This window comes from Pseudomonas sp. NPDC087358, from assembly GCF_044900785.1.
GTDB lineage: Bacteria > Pseudomonadota > Gammaproteobacteria > Pseudomonadales > Pseudomonadaceae > Aquipseudomonas.
In genome coordinates this window covers 29,590-50,210 of record NZ_JBJDOA010000002.1, presented here as the reverse complement: position 1 = coordinate 50,210, position 20,621 = coordinate 29,590, and the positions used below count along the sequence as shown (strand labels likewise).

23 protein-coding genes and 1 tRNA gene (1 of these 24 running past the window's edge) are annotated in these 20,621 nt (G+C 60.9%); 17 read left to right on the top strand and 7 right to left on the bottom strand.

Annotated features, from left to right (window positions below):
- Positions 1–13: 13 nt before the first annotated feature.
- Complete coding sequence (locus tag ACI2KS_RS03830; RefSeq protein WP_404617378.1) at positions 14–916, bottom strand: TIGR01777 family oxidoreductase; 903 nt, start codon at positions 914–916, stop codon at positions 14–16.
- Positions 917–1,215: 299 nt separating this feature from the next.
- Between ACI2KS_RS03830 and ACI2KS_RS03825 the strand changes: the two genes are divergently transcribed.
- The 12 genes from ACI2KS_RS03825 to ACI2KS_RS03770 all read left to right on the top strand — a co-directional run bounded on the left by ACI2KS_RS03825 (position 1,216) and on the right by ACI2KS_RS03770 (position 11,410).
- Positions 1,216–2,202: an NAD(P)/FAD-dependent oxidoreductase gene (locus ACI2KS_RS03825; protein ID WP_404617376.1), complete on the top strand. Its 987-nt coding sequence runs from the start codon at positions 1,216–1,218 to the stop codon at positions 2,200–2,202.
- A complete protein-coding gene (locus tag ACI2KS_RS03820) occupies positions 2,199–2,414 on the top strand; it encodes a TIGR02450 family Trp-rich protein (RefSeq protein WP_404617374.1) in 216 nt (71 codons plus the stop codon). The genes ACI2KS_RS03825 and ACI2KS_RS03820 overlap by 4 nt, the downstream gene beginning before the upstream one ends.
- A gap of 245 nt (positions 2,415–2,659) precedes the next feature.
- Positions 2,660–3,634, top strand: a complete 975-nt coding sequence (locus ACI2KS_RS03815; RefSeq protein WP_404618456.1) for a YbgA family protein — start codon at positions 2,660–2,662, stop codon at positions 3,632–3,634.
- A 2-nt stretch (positions 3,635–3,636) separates the two neighbouring features.
- Positions 3,637–4,575 (top strand): MerR family transcriptional regulator, encoded by a 939-nt coding sequence (locus tag ACI2KS_RS03810; protein ID WP_404617372.1) that lies wholly within the window; start codon positions 3,637–3,639, stop codon positions 4,573–4,575.
- Positions 4,576–4,584: 9 nt separating this feature from the next.
- Positions 4,585–6,030, top strand: coding sequence for a deoxyribodipyrimidine photo-lyase (phrB, locus tag ACI2KS_RS03805; RefSeq protein ID WP_404617370.1), 1,446 nt, complete (start codon positions 4,585–4,587; stop codon positions 6,028–6,030).
- Positions 6,023–6,448: a nuclear transport factor 2 family protein gene (locus tag ACI2KS_RS03800; protein WP_404617368.1), complete on the top strand. Its 426-nt coding sequence runs from the start codon at positions 6,023–6,025 to the stop codon at positions 6,446–6,448. The genes phrB and ACI2KS_RS03800 overlap by 8 nt, the downstream gene beginning before the upstream one ends.
- Positions 6,445–7,221 carry an SDR family NAD(P)-dependent oxidoreductase gene (locus tag ACI2KS_RS03795; RefSeq protein WP_404617366.1) on the top strand — a complete coding sequence of 259 codons (777 nt, stop codon included), beginning with the start codon at positions 6,445–6,447 and terminating at the stop codon, positions 7,219–7,221. The genes ACI2KS_RS03800 and ACI2KS_RS03795 overlap by 4 nt, the downstream gene beginning before the upstream one ends.
- Positions 7,218–8,465 carry an NAD(P)/FAD-dependent oxidoreductase gene (locus ACI2KS_RS03790; RefSeq protein WP_404617364.1) on the top strand — a complete coding sequence of 416 codons (1,248 nt, stop codon included), beginning with the start codon at positions 7,218–7,220 and terminating at the stop codon, positions 8,463–8,465. The genes ACI2KS_RS03795 and ACI2KS_RS03790 overlap by 4 nt, the downstream gene beginning before the upstream one ends.
- An 11-nt stretch (positions 8,466–8,476) precedes the next feature.
- Positions 8,477–9,277, top strand: coding sequence for a DUF1365 domain-containing protein (locus ACI2KS_RS03785; protein WP_404617362.1), 801 nt, complete (start codon positions 8,477–8,479; stop codon positions 9,275–9,277).
- Positions 9,264–10,526: a class I SAM-dependent methyltransferase gene (locus ACI2KS_RS03780; RefSeq protein WP_404617360.1), complete on the top strand. Its 1,263-nt coding sequence runs from the start codon at positions 9,264–9,266 to the stop codon at positions 10,524–10,526. Before ACI2KS_RS03785 ends, ACI2KS_RS03780 begins: the two co-directional genes overlap by 14 nt.
- The gene (locus tag ACI2KS_RS03775; RefSeq protein ID WP_404617358.1) at positions 10,519–11,034 is read left to right on the top strand and encodes a DUF2878 domain-containing protein; all 516 of its coding nucleotides are present in this window, start codon (positions 10,519–10,521) and stop codon (positions 11,032–11,034) included. The genes ACI2KS_RS03780 and ACI2KS_RS03775 overlap by 8 nt, the downstream gene beginning before the upstream one ends.
- 58 nt (positions 11,035–11,092) lie before the next feature.
- Positions 11,093–11,410, top strand: coding sequence for a YkgJ family cysteine cluster protein (locus ACI2KS_RS03770; RefSeq protein WP_404617356.1), 318 nt, complete (start codon positions 11,093–11,095; stop codon positions 11,408–11,410).
- A 94-nt stretch (positions 11,411–11,504) separates the two neighbouring features.
- Here the strand turns inward: ACI2KS_RS03770 and ACI2KS_RS03765 are convergent, their stop codons facing one another.
- From ACI2KS_RS03765 to hemA, 6 genes are all read right to left on the bottom strand, one after another.
- Positions 11,505–12,023 carry an acyloxyacyl hydrolase gene (locus ACI2KS_RS03765; protein ID WP_404617354.1) on the bottom strand — a complete coding sequence of 173 codons (519 nt, stop codon included), beginning with the start codon at positions 12,021–12,023 and terminating at the stop codon, positions 11,505–11,507.
- A gap of 113 nt (positions 12,024–12,136) precedes the next feature.
- A complete protein-coding gene (gene murI, locus ACI2KS_RS03760; RefSeq protein WP_404617352.1) occupies positions 12,137–12,937 on the bottom strand; it encodes a glutamate racemase in 801 nt (266 codons plus the stop codon).
- An 11-nt stretch (positions 12,938–12,948) separates the two neighbouring features.
- Positions 12,949–13,704 (bottom strand): molybdopterin-synthase adenylyltransferase MoeB, encoded by a 756-nt coding sequence (locus ACI2KS_RS03755; protein ID WP_404617350.1) that lies wholly within the window; start codon positions 13,702–13,704, stop codon positions 12,949–12,951.
- Entirely contained in the window at positions 13,698–14,531 is an 834-nt protein-coding gene (prmC, locus tag ACI2KS_RS03750; protein ID WP_404617348.1) for a peptide chain release factor N(5)-glutamine methyltransferase, read from the bottom strand. Before prmC ends, ACI2KS_RS03755 begins: the two co-directional genes overlap by 7 nt.
- Entirely contained in the window at positions 14,532–15,614 is a 1,083-nt protein-coding gene (gene prfA, locus ACI2KS_RS03745; protein ID WP_404617346.1) for a peptide chain release factor 1, read from the bottom strand.
- Positions 15,611–16,888 carry a glutamyl-tRNA reductase gene (gene hemA, locus ACI2KS_RS03740; protein ID WP_404617344.1) on the bottom strand — a complete coding sequence of 426 codons (1,278 nt, stop codon included), beginning with the start codon at positions 16,886–16,888 and terminating at the stop codon, positions 15,611–15,613. Before hemA ends, prfA begins: the two co-directional genes overlap by 4 nt.
- A gap of 258 nt (positions 16,889–17,146) precedes the next feature.
- Between hemA and ACI2KS_RS03735 the strand changes: the two genes are divergently transcribed.
- From ACI2KS_RS03735 to ACI2KS_RS03715, 5 genes are all read left to right on the top strand, one after another.
- On the top strand, positions 17,147–18,874 hold the full coding sequence (locus ACI2KS_RS03735) for a tetratricopeptide repeat protein (RefSeq protein WP_404617342.1): 1,728 nt from the start codon (positions 17,147–17,149) through the stop codon (positions 18,872–18,874).
- 3 nt (positions 18,875–18,877) lie between these two features.
- On the top strand, positions 18,878–19,495 hold the full coding sequence (lolB, locus tag ACI2KS_RS03730; RefSeq protein WP_404617340.1) for a lipoprotein insertase outer membrane protein LolB: 618 nt from the start codon (positions 18,878–18,880) through the stop codon (positions 19,493–19,495).
- Between the two features lie 2 nt (positions 19,496–19,497).
- The gene (ispE, locus tag ACI2KS_RS03725; RefSeq protein ID WP_404617338.1) at positions 19,498–20,349 is read left to right on the top strand and encodes a 4-(cytidine 5'-diphospho)-2-C-methyl-D-erythritol kinase; all 852 of its coding nucleotides are present in this window, start codon (positions 19,498–19,500) and stop codon (positions 20,347–20,349) included.
- A 35-nt stretch (positions 20,350–20,384) separates the two neighbouring features.
- Positions 20,385–20,459, top strand: a tRNA-Gln gene (locus ACI2KS_RS03720).
- Positions 20,460–20,506: 47 nt separating this feature from the next.
- Positions 20,507–20,621, top strand: partial view of a ribose-phosphate pyrophosphokinase gene (locus ACI2KS_RS03715; RefSeq protein WP_404617336.1) — the start only. The gene runs 815 nt beyond the window's last position; the window shows 115 of its 930 coding nt (coding positions 1–115); the start codon lies at positions 20,507–20,509; its stop codon lies beyond the right edge, outside the window.

Sequence of the window (20,621 nt, the reverse complement as noted above, 5' to 3'; positions counted from 1 at the left end):
CAACACCTTGATGTCAGTGGCGGCCCAGAAGATTTTCCAGGGCCGCGTGCAGATCGGTGAATCGGAAAGTGAAACCGGCTTCCAGCAATCGGCTCGGTCGGGCGCGCTGGCCGCCCAGCAGCAGAATCGACAACTCGCCCATCAACAGGCGCAAGGCGACCGCAGGCATGGGCATGAACGCCGGGCGATGAAGGATCGCGGCCAGGGTTTTAGCGAAATCACGATTATGCACCGGTGATGGCGCGCAGAGATTATAAGGACCCCGGGCGTCTTCCCGGCGCAACAGAAAATCAATCGCAGCGATTTGATCATCGATGTGAACCCACGGCATCCATTGGCGTCCGTTGCCGATGGGGCCACCCATGCCCAGTTTGAAGGGTGGCAGCAGGCGCTGCATCATGCCGCCGTCGCGGGCCAGCACCAGCCCGGTGCGCAGCAAGACCACACGAATCCCCGAGGCCTCGGCTCGCTGCGCGGTCTCTTCCCAGGCGATGCACAGGCGGCTGGCGAAGTCTTCGCTGACCGGTGCCGAGCCTTCGTCCAGCTCGCGCTGACCGCCGTCACCATACCAGCCGACCGCAGACCCCGAGATCAACACGCCGGGCTTCTGCTCGCGCCGTTCAAGCCAGGTGATCAGTTGTTCGGTGAGGGTGATGCGACTGTCCCACAGGAGCATCTTGCGCTTGCGTGTCCAGGGGCGGTCGGCGATCGGTGCGCCTGCCAGATTAATCACGGCATCGACCTGCTGACTGCCCATGTCATCCGGGTGGGCGATACCGCGAACACTGGCGCCGCACAGGCGCGAAACCTGCTCAGGCTGGCGACTCCAGACCGTCAATTGATGGCCCTGGCTGAGCCAGTACTGGCACAAGCGACGGCCTATCAATCCTGTACCGCCGGTCAGCAAGATATGCATGGGGAAGCTCCTCGCGTAGCGTTCGTTGCAAATCGGTAGTCTATTTCTTCACAACAATCGGCTTGTGCACCAAGCGCACAGTTGAACCATAGGCCACGCTGTAGAGAAAGGTTTTTGATGCAGGCTTGATTTATCCGTTCGGACAGTTGAACGATTCGGGCGAAGCGTCAGACTCAATATTGAGCCTTGGAGAAAGGCCAGCGTCCTGAACGTCGAGGGACGATAAGTTATACCGAAAAACAACATTGTACAGGTTTTAACTACGGCGTAGTCTGTGCAGACAAGGTAACGAGGCCCCTATGACTGTACCCATCGCAATCATCGGTACCGGTATCGCCGGACTCTCAGCGGCTCGAGCGTTGCAAGCGGCCGGGCATAGCATTCACCTTTTCGACAAGAGCCGCGGCAGCGGCGGGCGCATGTCGAGCAAACGCAGCGATGCGGGGGCTCTGGACATGGGCGCGCAGTATTTCACCGCGCGCGATCGCCGATTCGCCTCTGCTGTCCAGCAATGGCAGGCTGACGGCCACGTCGCCGAATGGACGCCGCAGCTCTACAACTTTCATGGCGGGCAATTGAGCCTGTCGCCTGACGAGCAGGTACGCTGGGTTGGCACGCCACGCATGAGCGCCATCACTCGCGCCATGCTGGGCGACATGCCGGTCACTTTCTCGTGCCGCATCACCGAGGTTTTCCACGGCGAACAGCACTGGAATCTGCTCGACGCCGACGGCCGTAATCATGGCCCGTTCAGCCAGGTGGTGATCGCCATCCCCGCGCCGCAGGCGACCGCGTTGCTGGCAGCCGCGCCGAAGCTGGCAAGCGTGGTAGCCGGAGTGAAAATGGAGCCGACCTGGGCCGTCGCCCTGGCTTTCGATACGCCGCTGGACACGCCCCTGCAAGGCTGCTTCGTGCAAGACAGCGACATCGACTGGCTGGCCCGCAACCGCAGCAAACCAGGGCGCGACGACAAGCTGGACACCTGGATTCTGCACGCCACCAGCGCCTGGAGTCGCCAGCACCTGGATATGCCCAAAGAGCAGGTGATCGATCATCTGCATGGCGCATTCGCCGAGATGATCAACTGCGCAATGCCCGCGCCAGCGTTCGCCCTTGCCCACCGCTGGCTGTATGCGCGACCGGCAGGGGGGCGTGAAGTGGGCGCCTTGTCCGATCCAGATCTGGGCTTGTACGTCTGCGGCGACTGGTGCCTCTCGGGGCGGGTCGAAGGCGCATGGCTCAGCGGCCAGGAGGCAGCACGCCGCCTGCTCGAACACCTCAAGTGAACCGCTTGAATCCGCGCAAATTGCTGCTGTCGAAATGGACAGCAGCCCACCCCCTGAATCGCGAAAAACACTTCCTGGTGACTGAGCTGTTCTGCGACGAGGAAGGCACCGTGCTGCAAATCGAATTGCAGGCGGTGCTGACCAAGCGTGCTCAGCGAATGGCCTGGCAGACGCTTCAGGACGCGCAGATCTGGACGATGGGCTGGAAATAAACCCCTGCCCCATTGCCCCACCCACCTGTAGGCGTGAGCTTGCTCGCGATGGGTCGTGTCAGTCGATGGAAACCTGTCGCTTGTCCCGCTCCATCGCGAGCCAGCTCACGCCTACAAAGGCTCCGCACTCCATCAGAAGCTGTACAAATAATTTGACTTGTACAACTGCAAACCTATGATGAACCCAATGTTGTACAGCCACCCGAATCTGTACAAGAAGTTCATCGAGGTTATTTGCCATGTCCATGTCCCTGGCACCCACCACGGAACAAACGCCCAAGCCCAAACTAGGGGTCAGTGCCTGCCTGATGGGGGTTGAGGTTCGATACAACGGCGGGCACAAGGAATCGCATCTGCTGACCCGCGCGCTGAGCGAATATTTTGATTTCGTCCCTGCCTGCCCGGAAGTCGCCATCGGCATGGGTATCCCCCGCGAGGCGATCCGCCTGGTGGGCGATCCCGCGCAACCTCAGGCGGTGGGGACTGTACACACCGACATGAATGTCACCCAGCCACTGGCCGAATATGGCGAGCACATGGCCAGGCAAATGGACGACATCTGCGGCTACATCTTCATGCAGAAATCGCCTTCCTGCGGCTTGGAGCGGGTCAAGGTCTACCGCGACAACGGCGCTCCGTTCGACGGCGGCGGGCGCGGCATTTACGCGCAGGCGTTCTGCGCCCATCACCCTGACCTGCCGGTGGAAGAAGACGGCCGCTTGAACGATCCGGTGCTGCGGGAAAATTTCATTACCCGGGTTTATGCCTATGCCGCCTGGCAGCAATTGCTCAAGGGCGGCATCACACGCCGGTCGCTGACCGAGTTCCACTCGCGCTACAAGTACCAGGTGATGGCCAATGATCCGGTGCAATACAAGGCGCTAGGCAATCTATTGGGCAATATGGGCCGCAGCGATCCGGCCGACATCGCCGCACGCTATTTCAGCGAGCTGATGAGCGCGCTGAAGAAACCCGCCACTCGCCGCACCCACACCAACGTCCTGCAGCATATCTGCGGTTACCTGCGCGACACCCTCAGCGCGTCGGACAAGCAGGAAATCCAGGACGTTATCCATCAGTACCACCAGGGCATCGTGCCCCTGGTCGTGCCGCTGACCCTGCTCAAGCATCACTTTCGCCAACATCCGGACCCCTACATTGCGTTACAGGTTTACCTGCAACCGCATCCGGAAAACCTCAGCCTGCGCAACGCGATCTAATCATGAAAAACATTACCCCTGAACCGCTCGACGACGATCCGCAGGCGTATGCCCAGGCGCTTGAAGAGGGCTGGTTGCCCATCCGCGAGATCGCCCGCCTGACCGGTGTCAACGCTGTCACCTTGCGTGCCTGGGAGCGCCGCTACGGCCTGATCGTCCCGCACCGCACGCCCAAGGGCCATCGTCTGTACAGCACCGCGCATGTCGATCGGGTGCTGACGATCCTGACCTGGCTCAATCGCGGGGTGGCTGTCAGTCAGGTCAAGCAGTTGATCGATGACCAACAGGCACCGCCGCCGGACATGCAGAGCGACTGGGATCAACTGCGCCAGACGCTGCAGCACGCCATCAGTACCCTGGCCGAGCGACGCCTGGACGAGACGCTCAATCAGGCCATGTCGCTCTACCCGCCACGCACCTTGTGCGAGCAATTGTTGCTGCCACTGCTGGCCGCGCTGGAGCAACGCTGGCAGGGGCAATTCGGCGCCCAGCTGGAGCGGGTGTTCTTCTATTCGTGGCTGCGCAGCAAGTTCGGCGCCCGTCTGTATCACAACAATCGGCAGGTCAGCGGCGCGCCACTGCTGTTGATCAACCAGTCCGATGTGCCGTTGGAGCCGCATCTGTGGCTGACAGCCTGGCTGGTCAGCAGTGCCGATTGCCCGGTGGAAGTCTTCGACTGGCCGCTGCCGCCGGGTGAGCTGACGCTGGCTTGTGAATACCTCAAGCCCCGAGCGGTGCTGTTGTACTCCAGCAAGTCGCTGAATCTGAGCCAGTTGCCACGCCTGCTGAACAACATTGACTGCCCGAAACTGATTATTGGTCCCACGGTGCGCATCCATTCGGCCGAGTTATCCGTATCTGTCAGTGAGATCGCCCGACTCACCCTGGCCGAAGACCCTTTGACCGCCCAGATCGCTCTGCAACAGCTGGGCCTCATCTAAGGAATGAACATGCAATTGATATGGCTGCGCAGCGATTTACGCGTCCACGACAACACCGCGTTGAGTGCCGCGATGGAGCAGGGACCGACGCTGGCCGTGTACATGATCAGCCCTGCGCAGTGGCACAGTCATGACGACGCGCCCTGCAAGGTCGATTTCTGGCTGCGCAACCTGGCCGAGCTCAAAGCCGAACTCAAAGCCCTGAACGTGCCGCTGTTGATTGTCCACGCCAACACTTGGGACACGGCGCCAAAGGCGTTGCTGCAGCTGTGCCAGACCCACTCGATCGAGCAGGTCCACGTCAACGAAGAATATGGCGTCAACGAAGAGCGCCGCGACCGCGACGTTGAAGCTGCCCTGGACAAGCACGGCATCGGCTTGCAGCGCCATCTCGACCAGCTGTTTTTCACGCCGGGCAGTGTGCTGACCAAAAGCGGCGGCTATTTCAAGGTATTCACCCAGTTTCGCAAGGTCTGCTATGCGCGCCTGCACTATTCGGTGCCTGCGCTGGTGCGTTTGCCACACAAGCAATCGGCGCTGGGTATCAACAGCGATGAAGTGCCCGACAGCGTGCCGGGCTTCGCCACACCGCCCGACGCGCTGCGCAAGCTCTGGCCCGCAGGTGAGGACGAAGCCCGTCGGCGCCTCGAGTCGTTCACCGACGAGCAGGTTCACTATTACCTGGATGAGCGCGACTTTCCGGCAAAGCCCGGGACCAGCCAGCTGTCGGCTTATCTGGCCGCTGGCGTGGTATCGCCGCGCCAATGCCTGCACGCCGCACTGCGCAGCAACAACGGCGAATTCGAAACCGGCAACAACGGTTCGGTGACCTGGATCAACGAGTTGCTCTGGCGCGAGTTCTACAAGCACGTACTGGTGGGTTTCCCCAGGGTTTCGCGGCACCGGGCGTTCCGTCCGGAAACCGAAGCACTGAAATGGCGCCACGCGCCCGAAGACCTGAAGGCCTGGCAGCAAGGTCGTACCGGGTTGCCGATCATTGACGCGGCCATGCGCCAACTGCTGGAAACCGGCTGGATGCACAATCGCCTGCGCATGGTCGTGGCGATGTACTTGACCAAGAATCTGCTGATCGACTGGCGTGAAGGCGAACGCTTTTTCATGCAGCACCTGATTGACGGTGACTTGTCGGCCAACAACGGCGGCTGGCAGTGGAGCTCATCCACCGGCACCGACTCATCACCCTACTTTCGGATTTTCAACCCGCTCAGTCAGTCCGAGCGCTTCGATCCCGATGGTCGCTTCATCAAGGCCTGGATTCCGGAACTTGCCGAACTGAACAAGCGTGATATCCACAATCCCTCGGCGTTGCGCGGGCTGTTCGCTGTCGAGGGTTATCCGGCGCCGATCGTCGACCTCAAGTCCAGCCGTGAGCGCGCCCTGACGGCTTTCAAATCCCTGCCACATCGACAAGCAGAGACTCAGGCTCATGAGTGAATTCCTGCGCGACTATGCCCGGCGCTTCGCCGCCCTGGACAAACACAACCTGCACCTTCTCGGTGAGCTGTACAGCGACGACATCGCCTTCGCCGACCCGCTGCACGAAGTCCACGGCCTGCCGGCGCTGCGCCAATATTTCGCCCAGCTGTACGCCAACGTTCGCGAGTTGCGGTTCGAGTTTGACGCCTACGACCAGGTGCGCGAGGGCAAGGGCTATTTGCGCTGGACCATGACTTACCGGCATCCGCGGCTGAATCAGGGTGAACCGATTGTGGTGCAAGGTTGCTCGCACCTCCTGTGGAGGGAAGACAAAGTGTTCCAGCATCGGGATTTCTTCGATGCCGGGGCGCTGCTGTATGAGCACCTGCCGTTGATCGGCAGGCTGATTCGCTGGCTCAAGGGGCGACTGGCATGAGGCGACGCATATGGCTGACGGGCGCCAGCAGCGGAATAGGTCTGGCCTTGGCCGAAGAGCTGCTCAAGGCCGGGCATCAGGTTGCGCTGACCGCACGCAACATCGAGCCTCTGGAAGCGTTGGACCTGCGTTACCCGCGCCAGGTGCTGCTCGCCCCGGGAGACATTACCGACCTTGAACAGGTGACCGCCATCGGCGAGCGCATTGCTCAGGTCTGGGGCGCACTGGATACGGCGATCCTCAACGCCGGCACCTGCGAATACATCGACGCCAGCCGGTTCGATGCGCTCATGGTCGAGCGGGTGGTCAGGACCAACCTGATCGCCACTTCCTATTGCATTCAGGAGGCGCTGATCCTCTTGCGCCTGGGCCAGCGCCCGCACTTGGTGGGGGTTGCCAGTTCGGTGGCGTTTCTGCCGCTGACGCGATCTGAAGCCTACGGCGCCTCGAAGGCCGGGGTGCGCTACCTGTTTCGCTCCCTGCGCATCGATCTGGCGCGCGAAGGCATCGACGTCACATTGGTCAGCCCAGGCTTCGTCGACACGCCGCTGACGGCCAAAAATGACTTCGCCATGCCGATGCGCTGGTCGGCGCCGAAAGCGGCGCTGCATATCGCCGAACGCCTGCACAAGTCCCGGCGACCTCTGGACATCAGCTTTCCGCTGCCGTTGATCCTGACCCTGAAACTCGTCGCCTTGCTGCCTGAGCGGCTGCAACTGGCGCTGGGCAAACGGATGGTGCGCGCCCCGGGCCAGACCGGGGACGCACAATGAAAATCGCCATCATCGGCAGCGGTATTTCCGGACTCACCAGCGCATGGCTGCTCAATCGAGCACATGACATCACGCTGTTCGAGGCCGACCAGCGTATCGGCGGCCATACCCATACCGTCAATGTCTCGGTCAACGGCAAACGCCACGCCATCGACACCGGCTTCATCGTCTTCAACGACTGGACCTACCCCAATTTCATCAAGCTGCTGGGCCAGCTGGGGGTAACGTTCAAGCCCACTGAAATGAGCTTTTCAGTGTGTGATCCGCACAGCCGCACCGAGTACAACGGCAACAACCTCAACAGCCTGTTCGCGCAGCGCAGCAATCTGCTGTCGCCGACCTTCTGGGGCATGCTGCGGGACATTCTGCGCTTCAACAAACAGGCGTTGATCGACCTGCAAAGCCAGCGCATCGCCGCTGATACCACCCTGGGCGCGTACCTCGAATCCGAAGGTTACGGGCGGCGCTTCACCGATCACTACATCGTGCCCATGGGCGCGGCGATCTGGTCGATGTCGCTGGCCGACATGCTGGGTTTCCCGCTGCAATTGTTCGTGCGTTTCTTCAAGAATCACGGCCTGCTCTCAGTCAGTAACCGCCCACAATGGTGCGTGATCGAGGGCGGCTCAAGCCAGTACATCGAACCCCTGATTGCCTCGTTTCGCGACAAGATCCGCCTGCAGTGCCCGGTCAGCCGGGTCGAACGTGACGAGCACGGCGTGACCGTTCACAGCGCCAGCGGCAGTGAACGCTTCGACAAAGTGGTGTTTGCCTGTCACAGCGATCAGGCCCTGGCCATGCTGGCCGAGCCGAGCGCCAATGAGCGGGAGATCCTCGGCGCCCTGCCCTACGCCGATAACGATGTGGTGCTGCACACCGACACAGGCCTGTTGCCCAGACGGCCCCTGGCCTGGGCCAGCTGGAACTACCGGCTTGGCGGTGCGGGCGATCAACCGGCCGCCGTCACCTACGCGATGAACATCCTGCAGGGAATCGAGAGCGACACGACGTTTTGCGTCAGTCTGAACCAGACAGCGGCCATCGACCCGGCGAAGATTCTTGCGCGCTATCGCTACGCCCATCCGCAATACAGCCTTCAGGGGATTGCCGCCCAGGCGCGCTGGGAGGAACTGGCCGGCGCCCGGCACACGTACTACTGCGGCGCCTACTGGGCCAACGGCTTTCACGAAGACGGAGTGGTCAGCGCCTTGCGTGTGGCCTCGGCGTTCGGTGAGTCCCTGTGAACCGCCCGCTCATGAACAGCGCCCTGTACAGCGGCTGGGTGAGCCACCGGCGCTTCGCCCCCAAAGGCCATGCGTTCACCTATCGCATCGGCATGCTGTACCTGGACCTGGAAGAGCAGGACGCGGTCATGAGCCTCTCGCCCTTTGCCGGGACGAGCCGTCTGGCAGCGTTTTCGTTTCGTCCGCAAGACTACCTGCGCGAGTACACAGGGCGCGGCATCTCCCTGACCGGCGCGGTACGCGACATCGTCCGCAAGTCGCTGGGCCGAGCGCCGCTGGGCCGCGTCTGCCTGCTGACGCAAGCGCGCAGCTGGGGCCTGTCGTTCAACCCGGCGAGCTTCTTTTACTGCTTCGAGCGCGACGGCAGCCTGGCGGCGATCGTTTGCGAAGTCACCAACACCCCGTGGCGCGAACGGTACCACTACGTCCTGCCCGCCACTGCCCAAGGCCATCAGCATTACGCGGTGGCCAAGGCCTTTCACGTGTCGCCGTTCCTGCCCAGGGACCTGGAGTACCGGATGAGTTTCAGCCAGCCGGGCGAGCGCCTGGGCGTGCACATGGCCGATTGGCAGGGTGATGAGAAAGTCTTCGACGCCACGCTCAACCTGCAACGCCAGCCGTTGAGCCGCCCCGCCCTGCATCGTCACCTGTTGAGTTTTCCGTGGATGACCGCCAAGACCTGCCTGGCGATCTATTGGCAAGCATTGCGGCTTTTCGCCAAACGTATTCCGATTTTTTCCCATCAGGCTGCCGAAGGCTCCTACCGCGTTGCCGACGCCCAACCCAAGGATCGACGCCATGAAAAGCAGTAGCTTCACCGCCGGCCTGAGCACCAACAGCCTGACCTCGAACATGCTGCGAAAGGGCGTGCTGCGGCAACTGGCGCACCTGCGGCACGGCCAGCTGATTGTCTACGAAGGCGATGATCGACACATCTTTGGCGCAGCGGGCGCGACGATCCAGGGCGAGATTCATGTGCAGGACCCTGCGATCTGGGGCCTGGTGGCCAGCAACGGCTCGATCGGCGCGGGCGAGGCATTCATTCACGGCTACTGGACCAGTCCGGACCTGACCGCGGTGATCCGCGTGTTTGTCAGCAATCTGCAAGTGCTCGATGCGCTTGAAGGTGGCCTGGCCCGTCTGGGTCGACCATTGGTGCAGAGCCTGCACTGGCTCAACCGCAATACGCGCAAGGGCTCGCAGAAAAACATCGCCGCCCATTATGATCTGGGTAACGACCTGTTCGAGCAGTTCCTTGACCCGACCATGATGTATTCGGCCGCGCAGTTCCTCACCCCTGAGGACACCCTGGAGCAGGCGCAGCTGAACAAACTGGAGCGCATCTGCCAGAAGCTGTCGCTCAAACCCAGCGATCATCTGCTGGAGATCGGCACCGGCTGGGGCAGTATGGCGATCTACGCCGCACAGCATCATGGCTGCCGGGTCACCACCACGACCCTGTCCAAAGAGCAGTTTGCCTACACCGAAAAACGCATTGCCGAACTCGGGCTGCAGGACCGCATCACCTTGCTGCTCAGCGACTACCGCGACCTGACCGGGCAATTCGACAAGCTGGTGTCCATCGAAATGATCGAAGCCGTCGGCCACCGCTTCCTGCCGACTTACTTCAAGCGATGCACTCAGTTGCTCAAGGACAACGGGCTGATGCTGCTGCAGGCGATCACCATCCGCGAGCAACGGTATGAGCAGGCCAGACACAATGTCGATTTCATCCAGCGCTATATCTTTCCGGGCGGCGCGCTGCCTTCGGTGACGCGGATGCTGGAAATCGTCAGCACCGACACCGACATGAACCTGCTGCACATGGAAGACTTCGGGTTGCATTACGCCCGGACGTTACGCATGTGGCACGCCAACTTCCGCCACGCCACCGGCTACCTGACCGAGCTTGGCTATGACGACTATTTTCTGCGCCTGTGGGAGTTCTACCTGTGCTACTGCGAGGGGGGATTTCTCGAACGCACCATCGGCACCGCGCAGCTGCTGCTGGCCAAGCCCAAGGCCATGCCTGAACCATTGCTCGGCCGTTTCGATGCTTAGGAACCTGGCCAACGCTGCGCTGTTCCAGCTCGGCTGGTTCAGTTGCGTGCTGGGCGGCAATAGCGCTTGGCTGCTGGTCAGCCTGGCGATCTTTTTCGTGCACCTGCGCTTCATCGGCTCCTGGCAGACCGAGGGCAAGCTGCTGCTGACGGTGTTCGCGCTGGGCTGCGTGCTCGACAGCGCGCTGATCAAAAGCGGCGTCTTCGATTTTGCTGAAGCCGGGCGCGTCATTCCTCTTTGGTTGGCATTGCTGTGGCCGTTGCTGGCGACCACTCTAGGTCACTGTCTGGCGTGGTCGGCCAGGCCCTGGTGGCTGGCGAGCGCCGTGGGGGCGATCGGCGGACCGGCGTCTTATATCGCCGGATCGCACCTGGCCTCCGTCCAACTGCCTCTGGGGTTGTGGCCTAGCGTACTGGTGCTCGGTGCGATCTGGGCCGTGGTATTTCCTCTGTTGCACTGGCTGGCCCTGTACTTTCGCCGAGCGCCTGTGAGCGAGGCGTCGGCCTGAGGGCTGCGTCCGTCACCCCGGCCACCTGCGACCCTCGCACTGCTTTACACTGCCGCCCATGACTGTCATCCCCCTGCTCCAACTCCCCGTAGAAGCGGCTGAACCTGCCGTCACCTGTACGACCTGCGCGGCGTGCTGCTGCCAGCTGGAGGTGATGTTGATCACCGATACGGGCGTGCCTGAACGCTTCATCGATACCGACGACTGGGGCGGCGAGGTCATGTTGCGCCTGGATGACGGCTGGTGCGCGGCGCTGGATCGCGACACGATGATGTGCACGATCTACGACAGAAGGCCGTTGATATGCCGGGAATTCGAGATGGGTGCACCCGAGTGCATTACCGAGCGCGAAGGGATTGCCACGGCGTATCTGTGACTCGGCGATTGGGCAGTCTCCCACAGGCATGTAGCGGTTCCTGTGGGAGCGGGTTTGCTCGCGAAGGTGCCGACGGGTGCCGACAACTGTCCGCTTAGAACGGCATCGTGTAGTGAATCGCGTAGCTTTCGATACCGTCGTTGGTGCTGGTCAGGCCGCCGTTAGAGTAGTGAGTGGCGCGCAGGCCGACTTCATGACCACCGGCAAAGCGCAGGCCGAATCCCAGACGGTCTTCGAACTGGAACGCGCTGCCCAGTTTGTTGCCTTCGACTTCCGTGCGCTGGAACACCGCACCACCGATACCGGCTTCAATGTAAGGTTTTACGCTTTCACCGGAAAACTCATAAACGAATACCGGGGAGAACGAAAGACTATTGTTGCTGGCGCTCTTGTCACCTTCCCAGTAAGTGTAGGCGCCGCTCCAGTAGCCGGTCAGACGGCCGACACTGGTTTGCCACCAGCTCTTGTCCCAATCAAATTGCGCGCCCAAACGATAGGTCATCGTCGATTCGCCAGTGTGCCCCACCGAAAATTCGACTCCATCAGCTTGAGCAATTGCACTTTGCCCCGTTAACGCGGCCGCAATCGCAGCCAAACAAAACAGTCGCTTCATCTGAAACTTCCCATTTTCGAGTGCAGTTAGAAATTTTTATAGCTACAGACCTGCTGTAGAAATCTGCTGGTGAACTTTAGTTCAGCCAATAAACAGCGCTATTCACGTTTTTTTCACGAGACGAAGCTTCGCACACTGTCAGATTTTTTCCATAGCAACGGTAGGATGTTTCTGAAATTCTCTGGATCGCCGCTGGTCCAGAATTGCGCGCTCACGCGATGGCCACTGGCGAGCAGCTCTTTGTGACTGAGTAATCGCTGTAACTGGCGGGCTACAGCGGCGCCGGTGTCAATCAGGCTGATGGAGGCCGGGATCATTTCTCGCAGCAGCGGCTTGAGAAAGGGATAGTGAGTGCAACCCAATATGATGGTGTCGCACCCCGCTGCCAGCAGCGGCTCGACATAGCCTTGCAGCAGATGGCGGATGGCAGGGCTGACCAGATCCCCGGTTTCGATCAGTTCGACCAGTCCGGGGCACGGCTGGGTGATGACCTGCACGTCACCGGCGAAGCGGTCGAGCAGTGCTGCGAACTTGGCACTTTGTAACGTGCCGGTGGTGGCGAGTACGCCCACTACACCGCTTCGGGTTGCAGCGGCAGCGGGCTTGACGGCTGGCTCCATGCCGACAATCGGCCAGTCGGGATAGCGCTCACGCAGATCCGCCACCCCGGCAACGGTGGCAGTGTTGCAGGCCAGAACCAGCGCCTTGGCCCCCTGATCGTGAAAAAACTGCGCAATCACCGCGCAGCGCTGGCGGATGAACTCAGGGGTCTTTTCACCGTAGGGAATATGACCGCAGTCGGCCACATACAGCAGTGATTCATTGGGCAGCAGGCGATTGATCTCGCCCAGCACCGACAATCCGCCCACACCGGAATCGAACACGCCAATCGGCGCATCGTTGTCTCTAGCCATGCTCGACCGTTCTATTCATGGGCCGCTCCACAGACGCTGCAGCCGGGGTCCCGTTTGACCTTCAGCTCACGAAACCGGGTGCCCAGCGCATCGATCAGCAGCAGCCTGCCCACCAATGGCTCGCCGAACCCGGCCAACAATTTCAGCGCTTCAAGTGCTTGCAGGCTGCCCACCAGGCCCACCAGCGGGCCGATCACCCCGGCCTCACTGCAGGTCAGTTCGGCTTCGCTGCCGTGACCATACAGGCAGTGGTAGCAGGGGCTTTCGGCGCGCCGGGGATCAAAAACCGACAATTGCCCTTCGAGACGAATCGCAGCGCCGCTGACCAGAGGTTTGCCTGATGCCACACAAGCGGCATTGACCGCCTCGCGGGTGGAGAAGTTGTCCGAGCAATCGAGCACCAGATCCACGGCGTCGACCGCGGCGGCAAGCGAATCGGCGTCCAGTGCGACGCGATGGGCGATCAGTTTGACCTGCGGGTTGATCGCCGTCAGGCGGGTGATCGCCGAATCGACCTTGTTCAGGCCAACGCTCTGGGTGTCATGGATGATCTGGCGTTGCAGGTTGGTCAGGTCAACGCGGTCGAAATCGGCCAGGTGCAGCTCGCCAACTCCGGCAGCGGCCAGATACAAGGCCACCGGCGAGCCGAGGCCACCGACACCGACGATCAGCACGCGGCTCTGCTTGAGACGCAACTGACCCTCGATGTCTACCTGTTGAACCAGGATCTGCCGGCTGTAGCGCAGCAGCTCGTCATCCGTCAGCACGGTACACGTCCGAAAGTGATGCGCTCGTGGTCTCCCAGATCGCGGCGGGTCTGGATCTGCTCGAAGCCATGCTCACTGAGCAGCTCACGCACCGCCGGCCCCTGATCGTAACCGTGTTCAAGCAACAACCAGCCACCGGTTTCCAGGTGGGCAGGCGCCTGGGAAACGATCACGCGCAAGTCGTCCAGGCCATCGGAGCCGGAGACCAGCGCACTGCTGGGCTCGAAGCGCACGTCGCCTTCGACCAGATGCGGGTCGTTGGAGGCTATATAGGGCGGGTTGCTGAGAATCAGGTCAAACCGCTGATCTTCCACGGCACTGAACCAATGGCTGAGCAGCACTTGGGCGTTGTCCAGATGCAGGCGCTGGCGGTTACGTTCGGCGAGCCCGACCGCTTCAGCCACGCGATCCACCGCCGTGACCGCCCATTGCGGACGATCCTTGGCCAGCGACAGGGCGATGGCGCCGGTGCCGGTGCCCAGATCGAGCAGACGGTGGGCGATTGCGCCAGGCAACAGCTCCAGCGCGGTCTCCACCAGCATTTCCGTTTCCGGACGAGGAATCAGCGTGTGCGTGGCGACTTCCAGGTCGATGTTCCAGAAACCTTGCTGGCCCAGAATATAGGCCACCGGTTCACCGGTGCGACGACGCTGCAGGTAGCCATCGAAGGTGTGCGCGGCTTCGGTGCTGACAATACGCTCGGGCCAGGTGTGCAAAAAGCTGCGCGGCTTGCCCAAGGCAGCCGCCAGCAGCAATTCGACGTCCAGACGGGCTGTCGGAGAGTCCGGCAGTTCAGCGCTTCTTAACAAGCTGGCGATAATGGTCATTTACTCACCCAGTGCCGCAAGTTGATCTGCCTGATACTCGGCAAGCAACGGCTCTATCACTGCATCGACCCCACCCGCCAAAACTTCATCCAGCGAATAGAGCGTCAGGTTCACGCGATGGTCCGTCACTCGTCCCTGTGGAAAATTGTAGGTACGGATGCGCTCTGAGCGATCACCCGATCCCACCAGCAATTTACGCTCACTGGCGATCGCATTGGCGGCGGCAGCGGTCTGCTGGTCGTTGAGCTTGGCCGACAGCCAGGACATGGCGCGGGCGCGGTTCTTGTGCTGCGAACGCTCCTCCTGACACTCGACGACGATACCGGTGGGCAAGTGCGTGATACGAATGGCCGAGTCAGTCTTGTTGACGTGCTGACCACCGGCACCGGAGGAACGGTAGGTGTCGACGCGCAGGTCCGCCGGGTTGATCTCGATGGTCTGCTGCTCATCGGGTTCAGGCAACACGGCGACCGTGCACGCCGAAGTGTGAATGCGGCCCTGGGATTCGGTCTCAGGGACACGCTGCACCCGGTGCGCACCGGACTCGAACTTCAGCTTGCCATAGACGTTATCGCCCTCGACCCGGGCGATGACTTCCTTGAAGCCGCCATGTTCGCCTTCGTTTTCAGAGAGGATTTCCACCCGCCAGCCACGACGTTCGGCGTAGCGCGAATACATGCGGAACAGGTCGCCGGAAAAAATCGCCGCTTCGTCACCGCCCGTGCCGGCACGTATTTCCAGAAACACGTTACGCCCGTCGTTGGGGTCTTTGGGCAGCAGCATCTTTTGCAGATCGCTTTCCAGTACCACCAGCTGATCCTTGGCCTGACGCACTTCCTCGACGGCCATTTCGCGCATGTCCGGATCGCTGTCCTTGAGCAGTGCCTGGGCGCCTTCAAGATCATTCTGCACTTTCTGCAGTTGCCTGTAGGCCTGGATCACCGGCTCGACTTCCGCGTACTCGCGGGAGTAGGCGCGAAATCGGGTCTGATCGGAAATGACTTCGGCATCGCCAAGCAGCGCGGTCAATTCCTCGAAACGGTCGCTGAGCACGTCCAGCTTATTGAGCAGTGAAGCTTTCATTGCGGGGGTTTATCCGTGGAGCCCTCATTGAGGGCAAAGAGTTCCTGGGCCATGGCCAGCGCGTCGACGCGGCCTTCGGCGGACAGCTTTTTCAGTTGCACGCTTGGCGCATGCATCAATTTGTTGGTCAGGCCACGTGCCAGGGCCATCAATACATCCTCGGCATTGCCGCCGTTGGCGAGCAGGCGCTGAGCCTTTTGCAGCTCTTCATCGCGCAGGCGTTCACTTTGCTGACGATACGCCTTGAGTACATCGACCGCTGCCAGTTCGCGCAAGCGTGACATGAAATCGTCAACACCCAGACTGACCAGCTCTTCGGCGGCATGGGCCGCGCCCTGGCGACTCTTGAGGTTTTCCTCGACGACTTCGTGCAGATCATCGACGGTATAAAGATAGACGTCATCCAGCTCGCCGACCTCGGGTTCGATATCGCGCGGTACGGCGATGTCGACCATGAAGATGGGTTTGTGCTTGCGCAGTTTCAGCGCGCTTTCAACCGCGCCCTTGCCAAGAATCGGCAACTGGCTGGCGGTGGAACTGATGACGATGTCACTGTTGACCAGTTCTGCCGGGATATCGGCCAGCAGCACCGCGTGGGCACCGAACTGTTCAGCCAGGATGCTTGCGCGCTCCAGCGTCCGGTTGGCGACAACGATACGCTTGACCCCAAGATCGTGCAGGTGCCTGGCGACCAGCGTGATGGTCTCGCCCGCCCCGATCAGCAACGCCTGGCTGCGCTGCAGATCGCTGAAGATCTGCTTGGCCAGGCTGACTGCGGCGAACGCCACTGAAACCGGGTTCTCGCCGATCGCGGTGTCGGTACGCACCTGTTTAGCAGCGCTGAACGTGGCCTGAAACAGACGTCCCAGTAATGGACCGATGGTTCCGGCCTCCCGCGCCACGGCATAGGCAGACTTCATCTGACCCAGAATCTGCGGCTCGCCCAGCACCAGCGAATCGAGCCCCGATGCCACACGCATCATATGGCGCACGGCTGCATCGTCCTCGTGCACGTAGGCACTGGCACGCAATTCCTCGATGTTGAGGTGGTGATAGCCGGCCAGCCAGCTGAGCACCGCTTCGGACGTGAGCTGATCCTGTTCTATATAGAGTTCGCTGCGATTGCACGTCGAAAGGATCGCCGCCTCGCGGCTCTGGGTCAGGCGACATAGCTGCTGCAATGCCTCCACCAGCTGCTCAGGCGTAAATGCCACGCGCTCGCGGACATCCACTGAAGCAGTCTTATGGTTGATACCCAGTGCAAGAAAGGCCATTCAAGGTCGCTGATGGTGACGTGAAGCCGGCAATTGTCCTACTTCAATAGATTCAGGACAACCACCGCAATACATTCAGAACGTCCGGGACAGGCTATTGTCCCTATAGAGATCCGCTTTACGGCGATACGCCTGCGACAAATTGTCCGGGCGCAGGCTGTAAATGGCGGCTCTGTAGTTTTCGTCCGGGCTGTGGGTTTGCTCCCTGCCTTGTGTCATGATGCTTTCAAACCGCAGGTAAGCCGCCCTCTCTTCTATATGAATAAATCCTCCGCGTTGTTCCTTGCCCTTGTCGTTCTAGGTGGCTGCCAGTCTGCGGCCCCCGTTTCCACGGAGCCTGCTGCTCCGGCGAAAGAAGCGACGCCCGCACCTGAAGCCAAGCCGCAGGTATATGGTTCGTTCACCCCGGATACGGTCGTCAGCCTGCTGACTGCCGAGCTTGCCGGGCAACGCAACCGCTTCGACATTGCGCTGGACAACTACGTGACCCAGGCGATCCAGACCCAGGATCCGGGGATTTCCGAGCGTGCTTTCCGGATTGCCGAGTACCTGGGCGCCGATCAGGCAGCACTGGATACCTCGATGATCTGGGCCAGGAACGACCCGACCAATCTCGAAGCGCAACGTGCGGCTGCTATCCAGCTGGCACGCGCCGGGCGCTATGACGATTCCATGCGTTATATGGAGAAGGTCCTGCAGGGCCAGGGCGACACGCATTTCGACTTCCTGGCGCTTTCGGCAGCAGAGACCGACTCCAGCACGCGCAAGGGACTGCTGGCCAGTTTCGACCGCCTGCTTGCCAAGTACCCGAAAAACGGCCAGCTGATTTTCGGCAAGGCGCTGTTGCTGCAACAGGAAGGCGACAGTGCCGCCTCGCTGAAACTGCTCGAAGACAACCCGCCGGGTGAAGGCGAAGTCGCCCCGATCCTGCTGCGCGCGCGACTGCTGCAAAGCATGAACCGCGGCAAGGAAGCGCTGCCGCTGCTGGAAAAAAGCATCAAGAAATACCCGGACGACAAACGTCTGCGCCTGACCTACGCGCGCATGCTGGTTGAACAGAACCGCATGGAAGACGCCAAGGTGCAGTTCTCAAGCCTGGTGCAGCAATACCCGGACGACGACGAATTGCGCTATTCGCTGGCGTTGGTCTGCCTGGAAAACAAAGCCTGGGATGAAGCGCAGGGTTACCTTGAAGACTTGGTCGCCCGCGGCAGCCACGTCGACTCGGCCCACGTGAATCTTGGCCGTATCCATGAAGAGCGTAGCGACCCACAGAACGCTCTGGCCGAATACGCGCAGGTCGGCCCCGGTTCCGACTACCTGCCGGCGCAGTTGCGCCAGGCCGATATCCTGATGAGCAATGGCAACACCGCCGAGGCCTCCAAACGCTTGGCCAAGGCGCGTGCCGAGCAGCCGGACTACACCATCCAGCTGTACCTGATCGAAGCTGAAACCCTGACCAACAACAACCAGAGCGACCGTGGCTGGCAGGTACTGACGCAGGCGCTCAAGCAGTACCCGGACGACCTGAACCTGCTGTACACCCGCGCCATGCTGGCGGAAAAACGCGACGACCTGAAGCAGATGGAGACCGATCTGCGGGCCATCCTCAAGCGCGAGCCAGACAATGCGATGGCCCTCAATGCCTTGGGTTACACCTTGTCTGACCGCACCACGCGCTATGCCGAAGCCAAGGAATTGATCGAGCGCGCGCATCAGCTCAATCCGGAAGACCCGGCCGTGCTCGACAGCCTGGGCTGGGTCAATTACCGCCTGGGCAACCTCGACGAGGCCGAGCGCCTGCTGCGCGAGGCGCTCGAGCGTTTCCCCGATCATGAAGTCGCCGCGCATCTGGGCGAGGTGCTGTGGGCCAAGGGTCAACAGCGTGAGGCTCGCAAAGTGTGGGGCAAGGCCCTTGAACAGCAACCTGACAGCCCGGTCCTGCGCAGCACCTTAAAGCGCCTCACCGGCTCCGAGACCCTCTGATTTATGTTATTGCGCCACGTATTCGCATTCAGCCTCATCGCCCTGCTCGCCGGTTGCGCCGGCATCACTTCTCACGAAGCCGTACAGGGCAAGGGCGACGCCAGCAAATGGCGAGTCAACAAGGAACAACTCGCCAGTCTCGATGGCTGGCAGATCAACGGCAAGGTCGGCATCCGGGCACCGAAGGATTCGGGCAGCGGCACGCTGTTCTGGCTGCAACGTCAGGATTACTATGATATCCGCCTCTCCGGGCCGCTGGGCCGTGGTGCGGCGCGCTTGACCGGGCGTCCGGGCGCGGTGTCGCTGGAAGTCGCCAACCAGGGCCGTTACGAGGCCGCCGATCCAGAGACCCTGCTCAAGGACCAACTGGGCTGGAAACTGCCCGTTTCGCATCTGGTCTGGTGGGTCCGCGGCCTGCCCGCCCCTGACAGCAAAAGCAGCCTGACCCTGGACAGCGACAGTCGCTTGTCCAATCTCGAGCAGGACGGCTGGCAGATCGAATACCTGAGCTATACCCAACAAAATGGCTACTGGCTGCCTGAGCGAATGAAACTGCACGGCCAGGACCTCGACGTCACGCTGGTGATCAAGGACTGGCAACCGCGCAAGCTGGGGCAATGAACATGTCTGCGCCTCGCCTCACCCTGCCCGCGCCCGCCAAGCTGAACCTGATGCTGCATATTCTCGGTCGTCGTGCTGACGGCTATCACGAGCTGCAGACCCTCTTTCAGTTTCTCGACTACGGCGATGAACTCAGTTTCGCCATTCGCGAAGACGGAGAAGTCCGTCTGCAGACTGAAATCGCCAACGTCCCTCATGACAGCAATCTGATCGTCAGGGCGGCGCGCGCGCTCAAGGAACAATCCGGCTGCCCATTGGGCGTCGACATCTGGCTGAAGAAAGTGCTGCCCATGGGCGGCGGCATCGGCGGCGGAAGCTCGGATGCTGCCACTACATTGCTTGGACTCAATCATCTTTGGAAACTCGATTGGGACGAAGATCGCCTTGCTGCGCTAGGGCTCAAGCTGGGGGCTGACGTGCCGGTCTTCGTGCGTGGACACGCCGCTTTTGCTGAGGGTGTGGGCGAAATCCTGACCCCTGTAACCCCCGAAGAACCGTGGTATGTCGTGCTTGTCCCGCAAGTATCTGTAAGTACAGCAGAAATTTTTTCAGATCCACTGTTGACACGTGACACTCCTCCCATTAAAGTGCGCCCCGTTCCCAAGGGAAACAGTCGAAATGACTGCTTACCGGTTCTAGCGAGGCGTTATCCAGATGTTCGGAACGCTTTGAATATGTTAGCTAAACTTACCGAAGCAAAATTAACCGGAACTGGAAGTTGTGTGTTTGGGGCCTTCCCAAACAAAGCTGAAGCTGATAAAGTCTCGGCCCTTCTTACAGAGACCCTTACAGGGTTTGTAGCAAAAGGCAGCAACATCTCGATGTTGCACCGAAAGTTACAAGCACTGCTCTAAAGGAACCGAGTGCCAGGCACTCGTGCAACAGATACAGGGGCGTCGCCAAGCGGTAAGGCAGCAGGTTTTGATCCTGCCATGCGTTGGTTCGAATCCAGCCGCCCCTGCCATTTTCCTATAGTCATCCAGGCATACCCTAAGCCTCCAGGTACTGCGCGTGTCCAAGATGATGGTCTTTACGGGGAACGCCAACCCCGATCTGGCTCGACGTGTCGTACGTCAGCTGCATATCCCTCTCGGTGACATCTCTGTCGGTAAGTTCTCCGACGGCG

Bases quoted from the DNA above. Each gene is read 5' to 3' on its own strand.
- ACI2KS_RS03830 (WP_404617378.1), bottom strand. From the start codon at position 916: ATGCATATCTTGCTGACCGGCGGTACAGGATTGATAGGCCGTCGCTTG.
- ACI2KS_RS03825 (WP_404617376.1), top strand. From the start codon at position 1,216: ATGACTGTACCCATCGCAATCATCGGTACCGGTATCGCCGGACTCTCA.
- ACI2KS_RS03815 (WP_404618456.1), top strand. From the start codon at position 2,660: ATGTCCCTGGCACCCACCACGGAACAAACGCCCAAGCCCAAACTAGGG.
- ACI2KS_RS03810 (WP_404617372.1), top strand. From the start codon at position 3,637: ATGAAAAACATTACCCCTGAACCGCTCGACGACGATCCGCAGGCGTAT.
- phrB (WP_404617370.1), top strand. From the start codon at position 4,585: ATGCAATTGATATGGCTGCGCAGCGATTTACGCGTCCACGACAACACC.
- ACI2KS_RS03800 (WP_404617368.1), top strand. From the start codon at position 6,023: ATGAGTGAATTCCTGCGCGACTATGCCCGGCGCTTCGCCGCCCTGGAC.
- ACI2KS_RS03795 (WP_404617366.1), top strand. From the start codon at position 6,445: ATGAGGCGACGCATATGGCTGACGGGCGCCAGCAGCGGAATAGGTCTG.
- ACI2KS_RS03790 (WP_404617364.1), top strand. From the start codon at position 7,218: ATGAAAATCGCCATCATCGGCAGCGGTATTTCCGGACTCACCAGCGCA.
- ACI2KS_RS03785 (WP_404617362.1), top strand. From the start codon at position 8,477: ATGAACAGCGCCCTGTACAGCGGCTGGGTGAGCCACCGGCGCTTCGCC.
- ACI2KS_RS03780 (WP_404617360.1), top strand. From the start codon at position 9,264: ATGAAAAGCAGTAGCTTCACCGCCGGCCTGAGCACCAACAGCCTGACC.
- ACI2KS_RS03775 (WP_404617358.1), top strand. From the start codon at position 10,519: ATGCTTAGGAACCTGGCCAACGCTGCGCTGTTCCAGCTCGGCTGGTTC.
- ACI2KS_RS03770 (WP_404617356.1), top strand. From the start codon at position 11,093: ATGACTGTCATCCCCCTGCTCCAACTCCCCGTAGAAGCGGCTGAACCT.
- ACI2KS_RS03765 (WP_404617354.1), bottom strand. From the start codon at position 12,023: ATGAAGCGACTGTTTTGTTTGGCTGCGATTGCGGCCGCGTTAACGGGG.
- murI (WP_404617352.1), bottom strand. From the start codon at position 12,937: ATGGCTAGAGACAACGATGCGCCGATTGGCGTGTTCGATTCCGGTGTG.
- prmC (WP_404617348.1), bottom strand. From the start codon at position 14,531: ATGACCATTATCGCCAGCTTGTTAAGAAGCGCTGAACTGCCGGACTCT.
- prfA (WP_404617346.1), bottom strand. From the start codon at position 15,614: ATGAAAGCTTCACTGCTCAATAAGCTGGACGTGCTCAGCGACCGTTTC.
- hemA (WP_404617344.1), bottom strand. From the start codon at position 16,888: ATGGCCTTTCTTGCACTGGGTATCAACCATAAGACTGCTTCAGTGGAT.
- ACI2KS_RS03735 (WP_404617342.1), top strand. From the start codon at position 17,147: ATGAATAAATCCTCCGCGTTGTTCCTTGCCCTTGTCGTTCTAGGTGGC.
- lolB (WP_404617340.1), top strand. From the start codon at position 18,878: ATGTTATTGCGCCACGTATTCGCATTCAGCCTCATCGCCCTGCTCGCC.
- ispE (WP_404617338.1), top strand. From the start codon at position 19,498: ATGTCTGCGCCTCGCCTCACCCTGCCCGCGCCCGCCAAGCTGAACCTG.